This is a genomic window from Mediterraneibacter hominis (genome assembly GCF_014287475.1).
Classification (GTDB): Bacteria; Bacillota; Clostridia; order Lachnospirales; family Lachnospiraceae; genus Mediterraneibacter; species Mediterraneibacter hominis.
Genome location: NZ_JACOPF010000003.1, coordinates 329,297 through 348,233 on the forward strand (window position 1 = coordinate 329,297; position 18,937 = coordinate 348,233).

Consider the following 18,937-nt stretch of genomic DNA (forward strand, 5'->3'; position numbering starts at 1 on the left):
GGGATTAATTAAGGTGGTACCGCAGGTATATTTTGATGACTTGTCCTTATTTTCGTTATTGGCGAAAATAAGGACTTTTTTATATCATAGGAAAGTCCTTCGGACTGACCTATGATATAAAAGCCCTTCGGGCAGTATGCTCACGCCGCAATAAGGAAATTTTACCGCTTTGCGGTATTGCGGCGGCGCGCAAAGTCTTGCCGGTCAGAGTGTCTCTTCACATGCAGAAAAAAAGACAGAAAAAAAGAGGAGGACAACAACATGAAAACAACAAACAACACAAACACAGGATACAAAGTAGGCAGAGGTATTATAAAGAGGGCAGTAAACTGCGGTACCGCGGCGGCGCTTGCCCTGACAATGCTTGCGGGATGCCAGAAAGCATCAGAGTCAAAGGCGGATGGAAATACGGAGGTGTATAAAGTAGGGATTATTCAGCACATGGATCATCCTTCTTTAAATCAGATTAATGAAAAGATACAAGAAACACTAGAGCCTCTGGTGGAGGAAGGAAAAGTGGAAATCGTAGAAAAAAATGCTTCCGGCGATCAGACGATGCTCCCTACAATTATAAAAGGGTTGCTCCAGGATGGCTGTGATATGCTTGTGCCGATTGCTACACCTACAGCACAGGCGGCGGCAGCGGCAACGAGCGATATACCGATTGTATTTTCTGCGGTAAGCACCCCAGTGGAGGCAGGTCTGGTAGAAGATTTTAATAAAACAGACAAAAATATCACAGGAGTCTCCAATGCGATTGCCATTGAGGATATATTCGAACTGGCACAGGAACTGACTCCAGATGCCAAGACTTTTGGATTTGTATACAATACGAGTGAGATCAATTCTGTGACTGGAATTGAACGGGCGAGAGAGTATTGCGATGAACATGGTTTGGAATATAAAGAGGCGACTGTAACCGGAACAGCGGACGTGGCGCAGGCGGCTTCCTCTCTGGCGGGAGAGGTGGATGCGCTCTTTACGCCAAATGACAATACAGTGGCGTCTGCAATGGCGGCATATGTAGAAGTGGCAGATAAGGCGGGAATTCCGGTATACTGCGGCGCGGATTCTATGGTAAATGACGGCGGATTTGCTACGGTAGGCATAGACTATGATGTGTTGGGAGTACAGACGGGTGAGATGATTGAACGGATCATAAATGGAGCAGAAATTGCGGATACACCTGTGGAGCAAGTAGCCGAATACGCAAAGATGCTGAATGTCAGTGAAGCGAAGAAATTAGGGATTGAGATTCCGGCGGAAAAAGAGACAGAATTTCAACTGATTGGCGAATAGAAGGAACAGGTACGGGAACAAAAGGCAGCCGAAAAGAAATTTGTAAATAGATTCTAGGTTGGGACGGGGTGTAAAAGATGAGCAAAATTGTAATACTTGGAGCAGGGCATGTGGGTTCTCTATGTGCGTTGAATCTGGCGGCTCTTGGAATTTGTCGGGAAATTGTACTGATTGATAAAATAGAAGGAAAGGCAGACGCGCAGGCGAAGGATGTATCTGACGCGACAGTATTTATGAACAGCATGACGGTTGTCAGGGAAGGAAGATATACGGATTGTGATGACGCGCAGATTCTTGTCAATGCGATCGGTGTGCCTCGTAAACCAGGGCAGACGCGGCTGGACATGATGGAGGATAGTATTGCACGCATGGAAGAAGTGACAGAAAAGCTAAAAGAGACTTCTTTTTCGGGGATTTTCGTGTCTATTACGAATCCCTGTGACGTCGTTGTGGACTATGCAAGAAAAAAGCTTGGAATTCCTAAGAATCGTATTTTGGGTACAGGAACGGCGCTGGATACGGCGCGGCTTCGCCTGACGCTTCATAAAATGACAAAGGTAGCGCCGTCCTCCATCCAATGTGTTGCAATGGGGGAGCATGGGGACTCTTCCATGATCCCTTTTTCTGGCATTACATTGATGGGAAAACCGCTTTCAAAATGGCTCGAAGAAAATCCAAAAAGATATGAAGAAGTGACGGAAAAGACCCTGCTCGAACGGACGCATCAGCTTGGTATGGAGATTGTAATAGGAAAAGGTTCTACAGAATTTGGCATTGGGGCGGCGCTGGCAGAAATATGCAAAGCAGTGCTCTTTGACGAGAAAAAGATTCTTCCGGTTTCTGCTTATTTGGAGGGAGAATATGGACAGTGCGGAATCATGGCGGGGGTACCCGCTGTAATCGGTAAGAATGGTGTGGAGGAGATTGTGGAATTATACCTTACCAGGCAGGAACAGGAAGCATTTGCACATTCCTGTGAGGTAATCCGTTCTTATGTGAAAAAGGCAGACAAGGAGGGGTGACAACATGTCATTGTTATTTATCAGTTCTTTACAGGAAGGGTTTGGATATGGGCTGCTTGCGCTGGGTATATACATCACCTTTCGTATTCTAAATACGCCGGATCTGACAACAGACGGGAGCTTTGGACTTGGTATGGCGGTCTCTATTGTGCTGACGGCGGCGGGACATCCGGTTTTGTCTTTGGCAGCAGCTTTGGCAGCAGGAGCCCTGGCGGGCTGTGTGACCGGATTTTTACAGACAAAAGTAAAGATACATCCGATTTTAGCGGGAATTTTGACAATGAATGGTCTGTATACAGTAAATCTGATGATTACAGGAGGAAAATCCAATGTTTCTTCTGCGGCTGCAATTTCCGTGTTTCGCATTTTCGAGGAAAAAACAGGAATCATGCCAGAATATGTAAAAGCGATTGTCCCATTTATGTTCTGTGCTGTTGGGATTGCAGCGCTTGCTGTATTTTTTAAGACTAGAAAAGGGGTGGCAATTCGTGCGACAGGAGACAATGAGGATATGGTACGGGCTTCCTCTGTCAATGCAGATGCCTGCAAGCTGACGGGGCTTGCTCTGGGAAATGCCTGTGTTGCTCTATCCGGTGGAATCATTGGTCAGTCTATGTCTTTCTTTGACGTGGGCTATGGAACAGGAATGGTAGTTGTAGGTCTTGCCTCCGTTATCATTGGGGAGACAATTTTCGGCAGACGCGGTGTGACGGCGGGATTTATCTCTGCTGTGGCAGGTTCTGTAATCTACCGTATATTTATTGCACTTGCCTTGAAGGTGGAACTATTTCCGTCTTATGGGCTGAAGCTGATTTCTGCAGTGATAGTCGTGATTGCTCTTTCGCTCCCCGCAGTAAAATCATGGGTACAGCTTCGGCAGACACAAAAAAGAGAAAGGAGCAGGCGATGCTAGAATTAAGAGAAGTCAGGAAAACATTTTATCCGGGAACACCAAATGAAAAGAAGGCATTAAACGGTATTGAGCTTCATCTGGATGCGGGGGAATTTGTGACGGTTATCGGTTCAAACGGGGCAGGGAAGTCTACATTATTTAATGCGATCGGAGGAGCATTTCTTATAGACAGCGGTGTGATTCAATTAGACGGCAGAAATATTACTTCCATGAAAGAATATAAGCGTGCCTTTGATATAGGGAGACTCTTTCAGGATACCATGAAAGGGACTGCTCCCAACATGACGATAGAGGAAAACCTGGCGCTCGCCTATACGCGGAAAGCCGGAAGGAGCTTCTTCGCGGTAAATAAAAGGGATAAGGAATATTTCAGAGATTTAGTAAAAAAACTGGGGCTGGGACTGGAAGACAGAATGAGAACAAAAGTAGGACAATTATCTGGAGGACAGAGGCAGGCGGTCTCTCTTTTGATGGCAGCTATTGCACAGCCGAAGCTTCTTCTTTTAGATGAACATACGGCAGCTCTAGATCCTGCTACGGCGGAGAAGGTCTTAAGGATTACAGAGGATATGATTCAAAAGGATAAAATTACGACGATGATGATTACCCACGATATACAGGCGGCGCTGCGGCTTGGAAATCGTACGGTAATGATGGATGAGGGACGGATCATCTTTGATATTTCCGGGAAAGAAAGAGAAGAAATGACAGTGGAAAAGCTGATGGAATGTTACGAAAAAAACAGCAGGAAGAAACTGGAAAATGATAGGATGCTGCTCCATAGATAATAAATATTTTATTAATTTTGTATTAAAATTTTATTGACTTTTTTGATGTAAAGTGATAAAACATAATAGAACACGCAAAATGCAGTGAATGGGACACGCAGCATAGACGTTTTCAGCACAGAGAGCCGTTGGCGGGTGGAAAGCGGCGTGAGAAGTTTATGAGGCATCCCCCAGGAGCATCCCTCTGAACGTAATTGCAGTAAGAAGGGACGGTTTCTCACCGTTAAAAGAGATGCTGTTTTTAGAACGACAGCAGGTGAGTGGCTATAGAAGTAATTATGGCAGACAGAGTGGTACCGCGGAATTGGATTTCGCCTCTGTAATTCCTTAAGGGAGTTGCAGAGGCTTTTATATTATTTAGGAAGCTTCATTCCCTATAATATAAGTCCTGCCGGTAGGAGACAGACTTGCCTGTTTTGACATAGGATTTAAGCGGCAGAAATGCATTGGCTGTGTGGAATAAACGAAAGAAAGAAGGATGAAGAAATGAGTGGAATACTTATGATGGTGATCGCCCTTGTTGTGCTTATCGGAGCATATCTGATATACGGGCGGTATCTCCAGAACAAATGGGGCATTGACCCAAATGCCAAGACACCGGCATATGAGATGGAAGACGGTGTTGACTATGTTCCGGCAGATACAAATGTTGTATTTGGTCATCAGTTTGCCTCTATCGCAGGCGCAGGCCCAATCAATGGGCCGATTCAGGCGGCGATTTTTGGGTGGCTTCCTGTACTTCTCTGGATCTTAATCGGAGGCGTATTCTTTGGAGCGGTGCAGGATTTCGCGGCGATGTACGCCTCTGTAAAGAATAAGGGACGTACAATCGGTTATATTATCGAAGAATATATTGGAAAGACAGGAAAGAAGCTGTTCCTGTTATTCTGCTGGTTATTCTGTATTCTGGTTGTAGCCGCATTCGCAGACGTTGTGGCAGGTACGTTCAATGGATTTTCTGTGGATACAGAGACCGGAAAAGTGCTTGGAACTATTACGGCAAATGGAGCAGTTGCGACTACTTCTATGATTTTTATCGTAGAAGCAGTAGCGCTTGGTATGCTGTTGAAATATGGAAAGCTGAATAAATGGGTAAATACAGCGATCGCGATCATTCTGCTTGTAGCGGCAGTAGCGCTTGGCTTAAAATTCCCAATCTATGTAAGTCAGGGTACATGGCATATTATCATATTCATTTATATATTAATTGCTTCTGTCGTGCCGGTATGGGCACTGCTTCAGCCACGTGACTATCTGAACAGTTATTTGTTGATTTTTATGATTGTAGCGGCGATTGTAGGTGTATTTGTATCTAACCCGAAATGTAATCTGGAGGCGTTTACTAGTTTTAACGTAGACGGACAATATCTGTTCCCGATTCTGTTTGTAACCATTGCCTGCGGGGCAGTATCGGGCTTCCATTCATTGGTGTCTTCCGGGACTGCGTCCAAGCAGATTAAGAATGAAAAGAACATGCTTCCAGTATCCTTTGGAGCAATGCTGATGGAGAGTATGCTTGCTGTTATTGCGCTGATCGCAGTTGCTTCCTTTGCTGCCGGCGAAGCAGCCGAGCAGGGGCTGACAACACAGCCGCAGATTTTTGCAGGAGCGATCGCTAACTTCCTGACAGCAGTCGGATTGCCGTACAGCCTTGTATTTACATTGATTAATCTGGCGGTATCAGCGTTTGCCCTTACGTCTTTAGACTCTGTTGCACGAGTTGGAAGACTTTCTTTCCAGGAATTTTGGCTGGATGATGATGTAGATGAGAAGAACATGAGCCCATTTTTGAAACTTATGACGAACAAATACTTTGCAACTGTCATTACACTGATCTTGGCATACCTGCTGGCAAAAGTCGGATACCAGAAGATATGGCCGCTGTTTGGTTCTGCAAACCAGTTGTTGTCTGTACTCGCCCTGGTAGCGTGTGCTGTATTCTTAAAGAAAACAAAACGTCAGGGTGTTATGCTCTGGCTTCCTATGGTATTTATGATGGCAGTAACGTTTACCGCACTTGGAATGACAATCTACAGTCTGGGCGGACAGTTTATTGCAGGTAAGCTGGATCTGGGCAATACATTGCAGTTGATCTTTGCGATTCTGCTTCTGATTCTCGGAGTGATTGTCGCACTTCAAGGAATTAAGAAGCTGTCAGAAAAAACAGATAAGGCGGCAGCCTAAGAACATTGATACCGTGTTTTGTGCATACTGTGCAAAACACGGTATATATTTATTGGCAAGAAATGACGAAATTAGGCAGAATATAAGGAAACAACTTACTTCCTGTCAGAAAAGATGGTAAAATAAATAACAGAGGCATTAAAGAAAGACCGTTACAGCATTTGTACCGGTCTTTCTTTGGCTATACTAAAAATAATAGTAAAACATAGAAAGGAGGACTCATATGCTTAAATCTGGAGACGCAGTTGTGTATAAATGCAGAGGAGTCTATAAAGTAGCGGATATTGGGACGTTGAACTTTTCGTTTGCAGACAGAAAGAAAAGATATTATACCTTACAGTCTATAGAAAATTCGCGGGATAAGGCGTATATACCTACGGACGACGAGCGAAATATCCGCAAGCCGGTCAGCAGAGAAGAGGCGCTGGAGTTGATTGGAAAACTAGATGACATAGAGACACTTGGGATTAAGGATGAAAAGTTAAGGGAGCAGGAATATAAGAACTGTATTTCCGGATATCAGCCGGAGAACTGGGTGAGGGTACTCAAGACATTATACAAAAGGACTAAGAGCCGCGGCAGTATAACAAGTATGGATAAAAAATACCAAGTGCTTTTAGAGCACGCGCTTTACAGTGAGTTTGCGTTTTCACTTGGAATTCCCAAAAATGAAATACCAGAATTTATCAGAGGACAGAGAAAAGAAAAATGAAATCTATTTCTTGCGAAAAATGCAGGTACATGGTATACTCCTTCTAAAAACATTTTAGGAGGAGTTATTTTTTATGGATGCAGACCCTGCGGGAAATTCATGTGTTTCTACTTTATTGTTACTGGTGTTTTTTACATTGATGAATGCGTATTTTGCCGGTGCAGAGATGGCAGTCGTATCGGTAAATAAGAACCGGATACGGGCGCTTGCCTCGGAAGGAAATAAGAAGGCAAAAGTCATTGAAAGCCTGTTTGATGATTCGACGAAGTTTTTGTCAACGATTCAGGTTGCGATTACATTTGCTGGATTTTATTCCAGCGCTTCTGCGGCGGCGGGACTTGCCCCGTATGTTGCCGGATGGCTTGAAAATTATCAAATTCCGTACAGCGCCGGGATTGCGCGCAATGGACTGACATTGATTCTGATGTTCTTTAATCTGGTTTTGGGAGAGCTGGTACCCAAAAGAATTGCTTTGCAGAGAGCAGAAGGCTTCTGTATGCTGACAGTTATGCCGATACATTATATATCGATTGTATTGTCCCCGTTTATTAAGCTGCTGTCTGTATCGACAAAGTTTGTTCTCAGAATGTTACGGATGAAAACAGAAGATCAGGAAGAGGCGGTGACCGAGGAAGAAATCAAGGCGCTTCTGAAAATGGGAAGTGAAACAGGAACGTTTGATGATGAAGAACGTGAGATGATAGATTCTGTTTTTGCATTTGATGACAGGACGGCAAGGGAGATTATGGTTCCCAGGAGGGATGTATATACATTAGATATAGAAGAACCGTTTGACAGTATGCTGGATGAAATTCTGGAGTCGAGACATTCCAGAATACCAGTGTATGAAGAAAATATTGACAATATCATCGGAATCCTGCATGTGAAGGACGTTATGATTGAGATGCGCAGAAGCGGAATGGAAAAGATGGATATTCGCAGCATGCTGCATAAGCCGTTCTTTGTTCCGGAGACAAAGGAAGCAGCGGAATTATTTAGACAGATGCAGGAATCAAGGCGCCACATGGCGGTACTGGTAGATGAGTATGGAGGGTTCTCCGGAATTGTGACGGTGGAAGACCTGGTGGAAGAAATTATGGGTGATATCAATGAAGAATACGAAGAGGTAGAACCAGAGATTGAACGTCTGACAGAGAATACCTATCGTTTGGACGGAAGTGTGCTGATAGAAGACGTAAACGAAGAATTAGAACTGAAACTGGAAACAGAAAATTATGATACCCTGTCGGGTTATCTGATCGAACGCCTGGGATATATTCCGGGAAAGGAGGATAAAGCAGTGGTAGAAGAAGGGAATTTACTGTTTACAGTCGAACAGGTCAAAGACAACCGAATCAGCAAGGTACTTCTTTCTATCCAAGAAGCGCAAAAGAAATAGAATTCATATTGAACTTGCGGGCCTGCAAAGGTATAATATTCAGGTAGACTGTTAGAGAATCAAAGGAGAATCATAAGTATGGAAATGTTATCAATCGAGCAGGAGCTTCGAAACAATTCTTACCCTGGAAGGGGAATCATCATCGGCAGAACCACAGATGGCGAAAGAGCCGTTGCCGCTTATTTTATCATGGGACGCAGCGTAAACAGCAGGAACCGTATTTTTGTAGAAGAAGGAGAGGGAATCCGTACGCAGGCGTATGATGAATCGAAGCTGACGGATCCAAGCTTGATTATCTATGCTCCTGTGCGGGTTTTAGGAAATAAAACCATTGTGACGAATGGAGATCAGACAGATACGATCTACGAAGGCATGGACAGGCAGCTCACCTTTGAACAGACATTGCGTACCCGCGAATTTGAACCGGATGCTCCGAACTATACACCGCGTATATCTGGGATCCTGCATATTGAGAATGGAAAATACAATTATGCAATGTCTATCTTAAAAAGTAATAACGGAGATCCAAAAAGCTGTAACAGATATACCTTTGCTTATGAAAATCCGGCGGCAGGAGAAGGACACTTTATTCACACATATAAATGTGACGGGGATCCCCTGCCAAGCTTTGAGGGGGAACCGAAGCTGGTGGCTGTATCAGACGACATAGATGCATTTACACAGCTTTTGTGGAACAGCTTGAACGAAGAAAACAAGGTGTCTTTGTTTGTACGATATATTGAGATTGAGACCGGAAAATATGAGACAAGGATCGTAAATAAAAACGTAAATAAAAATCAATAAGGAGCGCTTGAGAGCATGAAAGAATTAGAATTGAAATACGGATGCAACCCGAACCAGAAACCGTCCAGAATCTACATGCAGGATGGAAGTGACCTGCCGATTCAGGTGCTTGGCGGACGTCCCGGCTATATTAATTTTCTGGATGCGTTCAACGGATGGCAGCTTGTCAGTGAATTAAAGAAAGCAACGGGGCTTCCTGCGGCGACCTCTTTTAAACATGTGTCTCCGGCGGGAGCTGCGGTGGGGCTGCCGTTGACAGATACACTTGCGAAGATTTACTGGGTGGATGACTTAGGAGAGCTCTCTCCTCTTGCCTGTGCTTATGCAAGGGCGCGGGGAGCTGACAGAATGTCGTCCTTTGGAGATTTTATTGCCCTGTCCGATATTTGCGATACAGATACGGCAAGATTGATAAAAAGAGAAGTGTCTGATGGTGTGATTGCGCCGGGGTATGAACCGGAGGCGCTTGCACTGCTTAAACAGAAGAAAAAAGGAAACTACAATATCATTCAGATAGATGCAGATTATGTGCCGGCGGCCTTGGAACATAAGGAAGTATTCGGTATTACCTTTGAACAGGGAAGAAACGAGCTGCATATTGATAAGGATTTCTTTTCTGATGTGGTGACGGAGAAAAAAGAAATTCCGGACGCGGCAAAGATAGACCTTGCGATTGCAATGATTACTTTAAAATATACCCAGTCAAATTCCGTATGTTATGTAAAAGGAGGACAGGCAATCGGAATCGGAGCCGGACAGCAGTCAAGAATCCACTGTACGCGTCTTGCCGGACAGAAGGCGGACAACTGGTGGCTCAGGCAAAGCCCGCAGGTACTTGGACTGAAATTCAAGGAAGGAATCGGACGTGCTGACAGAGATAATGCGATTGATTTGTATATCGGAGAGGAATACATGGACGTCCTTGCAGACGGCGTATGGGAAAAGACATTTGAAGAAAAGCCGGAAATATTTACAAGAGAAGAAAAGAGAGCATGGCTTGATAAAATGACGGAGGTTGCACTTGGATCGGACGCATTTTTCCCATTTGGCGACAATATTGAACGGGCACACAAAAGCGGCGTAAAATATATCGCACAGCCCGGCGGCTCTGTCAGAGATGATCATGTGATCGCTGCGTGCAACAAGTATCAGATGGTAATGGCATTTACGGGAATCCGTCTGTTCCATCATTAAAGGTATACCTTATCGGGCAAAGCCCGCCCTCCCGAAGGGAATGAATTACGGTATGCCCTTTAGGGTATATATTTGCCCCTTTTGGCGTGGACAATAGCTCCGGAACAAGAGATAGACAAAGGGAGAGAAAAGATGATCATAGAGACAAGAAGCCCTGAAGAAACATTTTCGGTTGGCCGGCGTCTGGGAGAAAAGGCGCGGGCTGGACAGGTCTTTACCCTGACCGGAGATCTGGGGGTGGGGAAAACAGTCTTAACACAAGGATTTGCAAGAGGGCTTGGAATTAAAGAGCCGGTGAACAGTCCTACCTTTACGATTGTACAGGTTTATGAAGATGGCAGGCTTCCATTTTATCATTGTGACGTCTACCGTATCGGGGATATAGAAGAGATGGACGAGGTTGGATTCGAGGAGTACATCCTGGGAGACGGCGTGTCTTTCATTGAATGGGCAAACCTGATAGAGGAAATACTGCCTGTGCCCCGTACAGAGATTGTAATTGAAAAGGATCTGGAGCAGGGATTTGAATACAGAAGAATCACAATCGAAGAGGTACAGTAAAGGCAGAGAGATGAAGGGGTCAGGCAGATACTGACCCCGTTTTACCTTGTAAAACGAAAAGGAGAGGAATCCATGAAAGTATTGGCGATTGACAGCTCCGGTCTGACAGCGGCGGTCGCTATTGTAGACGAGACGCAGACGATTGCGGAGTATACAGTCAATTATAAGAAAACACATTCGCAGACATTGCTGCCAATGATAAGTGAAATCGTAAAAATGGTAGAGCTTAACCTAAAGGAGATTGACGCGGTAGCAGTAGCAGGAGGGCCAGGCTCTTTTACCGGACTTCGGATTGGCTCCGCGACGGCGAAAGGGTTAGGACTGGCCTTAGAAAAACCAGTGATTTCTGTGCCGACTGTAGATGCGCTTGCCTACAATGTATATGGATGCAGCGACATCATCTGTCCGATTATGGATGCCAGAAGAAACCAGGTTTATACAGGCATGTATACATTTTCCAAAAAGGCGGGGGAAACGGAAGGAGAAAACTTAATAAAGCCTGTTTTTCAGGTTATGAAAATGCAGATGGCAGTTTCTGTAGAGGAACTGATAACGCGGCTGAACAGATACGGACGCCCTGTGGTATTTTTAGGAGACGGCGTGCCGGTCTATAGCGCCTGCTTGAAAGAGTCGCTGAAGGTGCCGTATTCCTTTGCTCCCTCTTATATGAACAGACAGCGGGCGGCGGCGCTTGGCGCCCTGGGGATTGTGTACTACAAAGCCGGAAGATATGAGTCTGCGGCGGAACATAAACCGGAGTATCTGCGGGTATCCCAGGCGGAGAGAGAACGGGCTTTAAGGGAAAAGAATGCGAAATTAGTGATAAGAGAATTACAAGAAGAGGACGCCGCAGCGGTATCCGAAATGGAACGGCAGTTATTTTCGGACGGCTGGAGTGAAAAAGGAATACTGGAGACAGTGAAAAATCCAAATACCATCTGTCTTGCCGCCGAGAAGGCAGAAAAGCTGATCGGTTACTTGTTTGTATATTTTGTGGCAGGCGAAGGAGAGATTGCCAAGATTGCTGTAGCGCGGGAAAACCAAAGACAGGGAATAGCTCGCCAGATGATGAAAGAGCTGGAGCGCATCTGTAAGTCGCGGAGAATAGGAAAGTTGATGCTCGATGTAAGACAGAGCAATCAGACAGCGCGGGCGTTTTATACGTCACAGGGGTTTGCCCTGGATGGGGAACGGAAATGCTTTTATGAAAAACCATCTGAGGATGCTGTGCTGATGAGCAAAGAGATTATGTATTGGTAAAAAAGACCTGGAAATAACGGGTAGTGTAAGGAAGCACTTCCCAGTTGGAAATCGGACAAAGTACCGTTATAATGTAGGCGTAGCAAGTAGAAAAACTGTTTTGCACAGGAGGAGATTGTATGCGCCAGTATCAATTGAAAGAAACAAAAGAAGTGAAAAAAATCATTTGTAATAAATGTGGGAAGGAGATTCCGGTAGTAAACGGGAGAACGGAGGAAGGCGTATTCTGTGTAGACTATACATGGGGATATTTTTCCGAGAAAGATGGAGAGAGACACACATTTGATCTATGTGAGGACTGTTACGACGAGATGATCCGTGACTTTCGAATACCGGTGGAAACAAAAGGATAGTATGTTAGATGTATGTTTGCTTGGAAGCGGTGGAATGATGCCGCTTCCCTACCGCTGGTTGACAGCGCTGATGACGAGATACAATGGGAGCAGTCTTTTGATTGACTGTGGAGAGGGGACGCAGATTGCGATCAAAGAAAAGGGCTGGAGCTTCAAGCCGATCGACGTGATCTGTTTTACGCATTTTCATGGCGATCATATCAGCGGACTTCCGGGACTGCTTCTTACAATGGGGAATGCAGACCGCAGGGAACCCCTGACGCTGATCGGCCCTAAAGGTCTTGAACGGGTAGTGAAGGCATTGCGTGTGATAGCGCCGGAGCTGCCGTTTCCTATTCTTTTCAGGGAAATTGAAGGAGCAGAGCAGACATTTGAAATAAATGGATACAGATTAAAGGCATTTCGTGTGAATCATAATGTAGTCTGCTATGGATATACATTGGAAATTGACCGTGCAGGAAAATTTGATCTGGAACGGGCAAAGGAACAAAAGATTCCACAGAAATACTGGAGTATTTTGCAGAAGGGAGAGACCGTTGAGACAGAAAACGGCCGTTTGACGCCGGATATGGTGCTTGGCCCGCCGCGGCGGGGAATTAAATTGACCTATACGACAGACACACGTCCGACGAACTCTATCTGTGAAAATGCAAAAGGGGCGGATTTGTTTATCTGTGAGGGTATGTACGCGGAGAAGGACAAGGCAGCGAAAGCGGTAGAATATAAACATATGACGTTCTATGAGGCGGCGCAGATCGCAAAGGAGGCTGACGTGGGAGAAATGTGGCTGACACACTACAGCCCGTCTTTGACCCGTCCTGAAGAATATATGGAAGAAGTAAAGAAAATTTTTCCAAGAGCCAGAGCCGGCAGAGACAGAATGTCGGTGGAATTGCAATTTTCTTGACGAAGGCAGCAAGAGAATAAAATTTACAAACGTACTTAAAACTTGGCAGAGAAGGAAAAGAGGCTTTTATGAAAGAAATTAAAGATATTAATGTGCTGGCAGTGGAAAGCTCTTGTGATGAGACAGCGGCAGCCGTTGTACACAATGGAAGGGAAGTGCTTTCCAATGTCATTTCATCACAGATAGACCTGCATAAATTATATGGCGGGGTTGTGCCGGAAATCGCCTCAAGAAAACATATTGAAAAAATTAACCAGGTGATTGAAGAGGCGTTAAAAGAAGCGCACGTAACGCTGGATGATATTGACGTAATAGGCGTGACCTATGGCCCGGGGCTTGTAGGTGCGCTCTTAGTAGGCGTAGCAGAGGCGAAGGCGATCGCCTATGCGAGAAATCTGCCATTGGTTGGAGTGCACCATATAGAAGGACACATTTCTGCAAATTATATTGAGCATCCAGAGTTGGAACCGCCGTTCTTCTGCCTGGTAGTATCTGGCGGGCATACGCACCTTGTCCGCGTAAAGGACTATGGTGTATATGAGATATTGGGAAGAACCAGAGATGACGCGGCGGGAGAAGCATATGACAAGGTGGCGCGCGCGATCGGGCTGGGATACCCGGGAGGGCCAAAGATTGACCGCCTGGCGAAAGAAGGAAATCCAGAGGCAGTCCGGTTTCCAAAAGCACATATGGAGGATGCCCCTTACGATTTCAGCTTTAGTGGTTTGAAATCCGCTGTGTTAAATTATATCAATGGATGTAAGATGAAGGGAGAAACCTATGATCCGGCAGATATTGCCGCATCGTTCCAAAAAGCAGTGGTAGACGTGCTCGTAGAGAAAGCGATGTGTGCGGCGGAAGAATTCGGAATCTATAAATTTGCGATTGCAGGCGGAGTGGCATCTAATAGCGCGCTTCGCGTAGGTATGGAAGCGGCATGCAAAGAAAGGGGAATACAGTTCTACTATCCCTCTCCTGTTTTGTGTACGGACAATGCCGCGATGATTGGAGCAGCGGCATACTATGAGTATCTTGCCGGGACAAGACATGGCTGGGACTTAAACGCAGTTCCAAATCTAAAATTGGGAGAACGTTAACGACACGCGTAAAAAGGAAAAGAGGAAAACGTTTTATGGAAAAGAAGTATTGTACTGCGATTGTGCTTGCAGCAGGCCAGGGCAGGCGGATGGGAACGGAAGTACATAAACAGTATCTGCTGCTTGGCGGGCGGCCGGTTCTATATTATTCCCTGCATACATTTGAAGCTTCTCCTTTGATAGATGAGATAATTCTCGTTACAGGAGAGGGAGAAGAACAGTATTGTAAAGAAGAGATCGTAGAGAAATATGGAATAAGTAAAGTGAAAGCGATTCTGGCAGGAGGAGCAGAACGGTATCATTCTGTGTGGAATGGACTTTGCAGGATGCAAAAAGACGGGTATGTATTCGTGCATGACGGGGCGCGTCCTTTTGTAGATAAGGACATGATAGCACGTGCGTATGAAGCGGTGTGTGCCGGTAAGGCGTGTGTAGTGGGTATGCCTGTGAAAGATACGATTAAGATTGCAGATGAAAATGGATTTGTGAAAGAGACACCGAAACGAGAGGAGTTATGGATGGTACAGACACCCCAGGTATTTGATTCAGAGTTGTTAAGGGGAGCCTATGCCATGTTGATGCGCCAGGCACATATTGAAGTGACAGATGATGCAATGGTGGTAGAACAGATGCTGAACCATCCGATTCAGTTCGTTTACGGTTCCTATGAAAACATTAAGATTACGACACCGGAAGATTTAGAGGTGGCGGAAGTTTTTGCGCAAAAATATTTTTCCTGACATCCCTTGACACGTGGATGATGATTATGGTAGAATAATTGACGTCGCATGGAGAGGTATCGAAGTGGTCATAACGAGGCGGTCTTGAAAACCGTTTGTCCGCAAGGGCGCGTGGGTTCGAATCCCACCCTCTCCGTTTGAGAGAAAGAGTGATAAGCCTATATAAGAGGTTTATCACTTTTTTTATATCATAGGAAAGTCCTTCGGACTGACCTATGATATAAAAAATCTTTGGGCAGTATGCGCACTCTGCAATAAGGAAATTTACCGCTTTGCGGTATTGCGGCGGCGCGCAAAGTGGACAAGTCCCTCAAGAGTGAGGGGCAGGGGAGTTGAAGTGGGCTTGTCCACTTTGTTCTTAGTTTTTTGTAAAGAGTATGACAACGAGTGTGCAGCATATTTGTATTAGAAAAAATAAAATTTGTAAGAAGTTTGTAAGAACTGTCTGCTTTAATAGAATCATCAAGGCTGACTTGAAAAACAAGGTAAGGAGAGGATCAGATGAAAATATTAGAGGCAAAAGATCTTGTGAAATTTTACGGAAAGGGAGAGAGTCTTGTAAAAGCGGTGGATCACATCAGCTTTTCTGTGGAAGCAGGCGAGTTTGTTGCGATTGTTGGAACAAGCGGTTCTGGAAAAACTACCATATTGAACCTGATCGGGGGACTGGATATACCAGATAAAGGGAAAATTATTATAGACGGACAGGATATTTCTGGGATGAAACCAGATGAGCTGACGATATTTAGACGCCGCAAAATAGGCTTTATTTTTCAAAATTATAATTTAGTGACAGTTTTAAATACGTACAAAAATATCGTGATGCCGGTGAAGCTGGATGGAAATAAGGTGGATGAGAAGTATATCCGGAGAATTACATCTATGCTTGGTATTGAAAAGAAATTGAAATCTTATCCTAATCAACTTTCAGGCGGGCAGCAGCAGCGAGTGGCGATTGCGCGGGCACTTTCTGCAAAGCCGGCGATTATACTTGCGGACGAGCCGACCGGAAATCTGGACTCCAAAACAAGTCAGGAAGTTATGGGACTTTTGAAAATGACAAGCAGGGAGTTCCACCAGACAATTATAATGATCACACATAATGAGGAGATCGCACAGCTTGCGGATCGGATCATTCACATAGAAGACGGCAGAATTGTTGGAGGTGAGCAGTAATGTATGAAAACTCCAACAAAGAGATGGTAAGAGAAATTGCACGTGGGACGATGAAAGTGCACCGTCTGCGGAACATTATGGCATGCCTGGCGATTGCCCTCACAGCGATTCTGATTACAGTCGTATGCGGAGCAGGTGTCAGTACGGTAAAAGCTCTGATGACAGAGGCACAGATGAATCCGGCTCCGGGAACCAATGGCGCGGGTATTTATGGAAACAGGGAAGTGCTTGAGAAAATAGAAAAACAACCGGAAGTAGAATGGGCGGACATTGCAAGGCTGTGTATGAAAGGGACTCCTAAAAATAAAGAATTTGCGGGAAATACAGTGAAGTTTCTTGCGGTTAGCGATGGATATTATCAGCATCATTATGTGGAACTGATAAATGGAACGTATCCTAAAAATGAGCATGAAATTCTGATGTCAGATACACTGGCAAAAAAGATAGGAAAAGACATGACGCCGGGGCAGAAGATGACGCTGAACCTGATTGTACAGGAGGGAGGAGAGCGCGTACAAAAGCCTGTCGAAGTGACAATCAGTGGATTTTATGATAATCCGTTGGAAGCGATTGAAGACTATGAAGAACTTTACACAGTAGAAGAATTTCCGGATATTTATAATCCGGAATTAGGGGATGAGGGTACCATATATACGAAATTAGAAGGCGTGACAGCGCAGACCCCGTCTTCGGAAGTGAGTGAGAAGCTGGATGGTTTAAACGAAGCGGTGGGTGGAAATGGAACGTGCCTTGTTACGACACAAGATTATACGATGTTGTTTTTGGGTGGAGCAGCGCTTATCCTGCTTTTGATTGCATATGGATATATTTTGATTTACAATATTTTCTATATCTCGGTTGTAAATGATATTCGTTTTATGGGAAGTATGAAAACGATAGGAATGACAGGAAAACAGATTCATACAATGTTAGGCTGGCAGGTAAGAAGGCTGGGAGTTTTGGGAATCTGTGCCGGTATTCTGGCAGGTACAGGACTAAACCTTTTAGTAATTCGTCTTTTGAAAGGAGCTGACTACAGTTTTTCCAGATACTACGAAGCGGGGCTTTCTCTGGTGTATGCAGTGTTGGTTTCAGCTCTGTTTTCTATGGTTACAGTATGGTTAAGCAGCCGGAAAGCGTTAGCATTAGGGGCGAGGGTAACTCCGGTTGAAGCGGCGAGATTTCGTACAACGGGAAAGAAAAAAACGGTTTTTGCAGTCCTTTCATTTACGTTAAGCGGTATTCTATTCTGCGCTCTTTATACGGCGCTTGTAGGATATGACACAGAATGGATGGCAGAACGGATGAATGAGGCAGATTTTACAGTATATCAGTATCATGCAGGACAGCTTATGGACGATCCGTATGAGCCAGTGGATATGGAAATGGTGAAAAAGATCGAGAATCTAGATTTTGTGGAAGAGAGTTATACTTTTTATCGGGCTGTTGATTTGGAACAGAAACCATTGTATGGGTTCTATGAAGAATCTATGGGGGCAATTAAGTATGACGGAGACTTTAAAAAAGTGGCAGAGAGAGAATTTCATTCAACCGGTCTGCCAGGGGGAGAGGAGCAAAAGGAGGAGATAAAAGAGACAGGCAATTATCAGACGGGAATTCTGGGGATGGAAGCTTCCGCGTTAGAAATGGAAGGAAAGCACTTACAGGTATATGACGGTGAACTGGATACAGAAAAATTCGCGGAAGGAAATTATTTGATTTATCAGCCCTATTATGCGAATTTTGCGGGAGATGATTTTGCGTTTGACGCACTAAAGGCGGGAGAAGAGATTACGCTTTCTTTCTATGACTATGAGAAAAATACTTATATAGACAAGACATTTACTGTACTGGCGATTGTAGGAACAAAGCCGGATGACTATGCAGGAGAGATAAGAGCCGGAGTCCAGATTATTCTGCCGGATACGAGCTTTCTGGATATTTATGGTGAACAGGCCGAAAAAATGGTGAGCAGTGTGCTGATAAATACATCAGGCAAGGAGGAAAGTAAATATCAAGAGGCACTGGAAGATATAACGGCGCAAAGCCTGAATTCTCAAATTAGAGTCAGCTCGAAATATGAAACACGCTTAAGTGAAGAGGTACAGAAGAATCAGAAGGTGTGTATCGGGATATTTGTGGGGATTGTTATTGGATTTATAGGTATGGCAAATATTGTAAATACGCTGGTTACAAACGTATTGTCGCGGAAGCTTGAATTTGCGGCCCTTCAGTCTATTGGTATGACAAAATACCAGATGATTACGAATATTTTCCTGGAGGGAATCAAAATGATATTAATAAGTATGATTTTGATCGTGCCGGCGGGCTTGATTGTGACGAAGGCAGTATCTCAGTATCCTTTGTCTACAGGATTTGTTCCGGAACTGTATACCGCGGCGCTATGTATGGTGGCGGCAGCAGGAGTCATATTGAGTATTGCGGTAGCATGTATATTGACAAGAGTATTAAATAAGAAGACTGTGGTGGAACGACTGCGAGAGGCGGAATAGGCGCCTGTAAAAGAC

The 18,937-nt window shown here is 44.7% G+C and carries 17 protein-coding genes, 1 tRNA gene and 1 other annotated feature; all 18 genes read left to right on the top strand.

Going from position 1 to position 18,937, the window contains the following annotated elements:
- Window positions 1–261 precede the first annotated feature (261 nt).
- The 18 genes from H8S37_RS14395 to H8S37_RS14480 all read left to right on the top strand — a co-directional run bounded on the left by H8S37_RS14395 (window position 262) and on the right by H8S37_RS14480 (window position 18,922).
- Window positions 262–1,299 (top strand): ABC transporter substrate-binding protein, encoded by a 1,038-nt coding sequence (locus tag H8S37_RS14395; RefSeq protein WP_186876749.1) that lies wholly within the window; start codon window positions 262–264, stop codon window positions 1,297–1,299.
- A gap of 77 nt (window positions 1,300–1,376) precedes the next feature.
- Window positions 1,377–2,321: an L-lactate dehydrogenase gene (locus H8S37_RS14400; RefSeq protein WP_186876750.1), complete on the top strand. Its 945-nt coding sequence runs from the start codon at window positions 1,377–1,379 to the stop codon at window positions 2,319–2,321.
- Window positions 2,322–2,325: 4 nt separating this feature from the next.
- A complete protein-coding gene (locus tag H8S37_RS14405) occupies window positions 2,326–3,234 on the top strand; it encodes an ABC transporter permease (RefSeq protein ID WP_186876751.1) in 909 nt (302 codons plus the stop codon).
- Window positions 3,228–4,022, top strand: coding sequence for an ABC transporter ATP-binding protein (locus H8S37_RS14410; RefSeq protein WP_186876752.1), 795 nt, complete (start codon window positions 3,228–3,230; stop codon window positions 4,020–4,022). The genes H8S37_RS14405 and H8S37_RS14410 overlap by 7 nt, the downstream gene beginning before the upstream one ends.
- A 75-nt stretch (window positions 4,023–4,097) precedes the next feature.
- Window positions 4,098–4,344 (top strand) — a binding site (T-box leader).
- 164 nt (window positions 4,345–4,508) lie between these two features.
- The gene (locus H8S37_RS14415; RefSeq protein WP_186876753.1) at window positions 4,509–6,206 is read left to right on the top strand and encodes a carbon starvation CstA family protein; all 1,698 of its coding nucleotides are present in this window, start codon (window positions 4,509–4,511) and stop codon (window positions 6,204–6,206) included.
- A gap of 223 nt (window positions 6,207–6,429) precedes the next feature.
- Window positions 6,430–6,918, top strand: a complete 489-nt coding sequence (locus tag H8S37_RS14420) for a CarD family transcriptional regulator (RefSeq protein WP_186876754.1) — start codon at window positions 6,430–6,432, stop codon at window positions 6,916–6,918.
- A gap of 73 nt (window positions 6,919–6,991) precedes the next feature.
- A complete protein-coding gene (locus H8S37_RS14425) occupies window positions 6,992–8,317 on the top strand; it encodes a hemolysin family protein (protein WP_186876755.1) in 1,326 nt (441 codons plus the stop codon).
- A 78-nt stretch (window positions 8,318–8,395) separates the two neighbouring features.
- Window positions 8,396–9,121, top strand: coding sequence for an IMP cyclohydrolase (locus H8S37_RS14430; RefSeq protein WP_186876756.1), 726 nt, complete (start codon window positions 8,396–8,398; stop codon window positions 9,119–9,121).
- Window positions 9,122–9,136: 15 nt separating this feature from the next.
- Window positions 9,137–10,315, top strand: coding sequence for a phosphoribosylaminoimidazolecarboxamide formyltransferase (locus H8S37_RS14435; RefSeq protein ID WP_186876757.1), 1,179 nt, complete (start codon window positions 9,137–9,139; stop codon window positions 10,313–10,315).
- A 132-nt stretch (window positions 10,316–10,447) separates the two neighbouring features.
- A complete protein-coding gene (gene tsaE, locus H8S37_RS14440; protein WP_186876758.1) occupies window positions 10,448–10,876 on the top strand; it encodes a tRNA (adenosine(37)-N6)-threonylcarbamoyltransferase complex ATPase subunit type 1 TsaE in 429 nt (142 codons plus the stop codon).
- Window positions 10,877–10,948: 72 nt separating this feature from the next.
- Window positions 10,949–12,136, top strand: a complete 1,188-nt coding sequence (gene tsaB, locus H8S37_RS14445) for a tRNA (adenosine(37)-N6)-threonylcarbamoyltransferase complex dimerization subunit type 1 TsaB (RefSeq protein ID WP_186876759.1) — start codon at window positions 10,949–10,951, stop codon at window positions 12,134–12,136.
- A 119-nt stretch (window positions 12,137–12,255) separates the two neighbouring features.
- A complete protein-coding gene (locus H8S37_RS14450) occupies window positions 12,256–12,489 on the top strand; it encodes a hypothetical protein (RefSeq protein ID WP_186876760.1) in 234 nt (77 codons plus the stop codon).
- 1 nt (window position 12,490) lies between these two features.
- Complete coding sequence (locus H8S37_RS14455) at window positions 12,491–13,396, top strand: ribonuclease Z (protein WP_186876761.1); 906 nt, start codon at window positions 12,491–12,493, stop codon at window positions 13,394–13,396.
- 68 nt (window positions 13,397–13,464) lie between these two features.
- Entirely contained in the window at window positions 13,465–14,493 is a 1,029-nt protein-coding gene (tsaD, locus tag H8S37_RS14460; RefSeq protein WP_186876762.1) for a tRNA (adenosine(37)-N6)-threonylcarbamoyltransferase complex transferase subunit TsaD, read from the top strand.
- A gap of 35 nt (window positions 14,494–14,528) precedes the next feature.
- Window positions 14,529–15,233, top strand: a complete 705-nt coding sequence (gene ispD / locus H8S37_RS14465) for a 2-C-methyl-D-erythritol 4-phosphate cytidylyltransferase (protein WP_186876763.1) — start codon at window positions 14,529–14,531, stop codon at window positions 15,231–15,233.
- Between the two features lie 50 nt (window positions 15,234–15,283).
- Window positions 15,284–15,369: transfer RNA gene (locus H8S37_RS14470), tRNA-Ser, on the top strand.
- A gap of 365 nt (window positions 15,370–15,734) precedes the next feature.
- Window positions 15,735–16,409 carry an ABC transporter ATP-binding protein gene (locus H8S37_RS14475; RefSeq protein WP_186876764.1) on the top strand — a complete coding sequence of 225 codons (675 nt, stop codon included), beginning with the start codon at window positions 15,735–15,737 and terminating at the stop codon, window positions 16,407–16,409.
- Window positions 16,409–18,922, top strand: a complete 2,514-nt coding sequence (locus tag H8S37_RS14480) for an ABC transporter permease (RefSeq protein ID WP_186876765.1) — start codon at window positions 16,409–16,411, stop codon at window positions 18,920–18,922. Before H8S37_RS14475 ends, H8S37_RS14480 begins: the two co-directional genes overlap by 1 nt.
- The last annotated feature ends 15 nt before the right edge of the window (window positions 18,923–18,937 follow it).

What these genes read in the sequence shown, in the direction of transcription:
- H8S37_RS14450 (WP_186876760.1), top strand. Translation starts at nt 12,256, where the DNA reads ATGCGCCAGTATCAATTGAAAGAAACAAAAGAAGTGAAAAAAATCATT.
- H8S37_RS14425 (WP_186876755.1), top strand. Translation starts at nt 6,992, where the DNA reads ATGGATGCAGACCCTGCGGGAAATTCATGTGTTTCTACTTTATTGTTA.
- H8S37_RS14430 (WP_186876756.1), top strand. Translation starts at nt 8,396, where the DNA reads ATGGAAATGTTATCAATCGAGCAGGAGCTTCGAAACAATTCTTACCCT.
- H8S37_RS14410 (WP_186876752.1), top strand. Translation starts at nt 3,228, where the DNA reads ATGCTAGAATTAAGAGAAGTCAGGAAAACATTTTATCCGGGAACACCA.
- ispD (WP_186876763.1), top strand. Translation starts at nt 14,529, where the DNA reads ATGGAAAAGAAGTATTGTACTGCGATTGTGCTTGCAGCAGGCCAGGGC.
- H8S37_RS14455 (WP_186876761.1), top strand. Translation starts at nt 12,491, where the DNA reads ATGTTAGATGTATGTTTGCTTGGAAGCGGTGGAATGATGCCGCTTCCC.
- H8S37_RS14420 (WP_186876754.1), top strand. Translation starts at nt 6,430, where the DNA reads ATGCTTAAATCTGGAGACGCAGTTGTGTATAAATGCAGAGGAGTCTAT.
- H8S37_RS14415 (WP_186876753.1), top strand. Translation starts at nt 4,509, where the DNA reads ATGAGTGGAATACTTATGATGGTGATCGCCCTTGTTGTGCTTATCGGA.
- H8S37_RS14475 (WP_186876764.1), top strand. Translation starts at nt 15,735, where the DNA reads ATGAAAATATTAGAGGCAAAAGATCTTGTGAAATTTTACGGAAAGGGA.
- H8S37_RS14435 (WP_186876757.1), top strand. Translation starts at nt 9,137, where the DNA reads ATGAAAGAATTAGAATTGAAATACGGATGCAACCCGAACCAGAAACCG.
- tsaD (WP_186876762.1), top strand. Translation starts at nt 13,465, where the DNA reads ATGAAAGAAATTAAAGATATTAATGTGCTGGCAGTGGAAAGCTCTTGT.
- H8S37_RS14400 (WP_186876750.1), top strand. Translation starts at nt 1,377, where the DNA reads ATGAGCAAAATTGTAATACTTGGAGCAGGGCATGTGGGTTCTCTATGT.
- H8S37_RS14480 (WP_186876765.1), top strand. Translation starts at nt 16,409, where the DNA reads ATGTATGAAAACTCCAACAAAGAGATGGTAAGAGAAATTGCACGTGGG.
- tsaB (WP_186876759.1), top strand. Translation starts at nt 10,949, where the DNA reads ATGAAAGTATTGGCGATTGACAGCTCCGGTCTGACAGCGGCGGTCGCT.
- tsaE (WP_186876758.1), top strand. Translation starts at nt 10,448, where the DNA reads ATGATCATAGAGACAAGAAGCCCTGAAGAAACATTTTCGGTTGGCCGG.
- H8S37_RS14405 (WP_186876751.1), top strand. Translation starts at nt 2,326, where the DNA reads ATGTCATTGTTATTTATCAGTTCTTTACAGGAAGGGTTTGGATATGGG.
- H8S37_RS14395 (WP_186876749.1), top strand. Translation starts at nt 262, where the DNA reads ATGAAAACAACAAACAACACAAACACAGGATACAAAGTAGGCAGAGGT.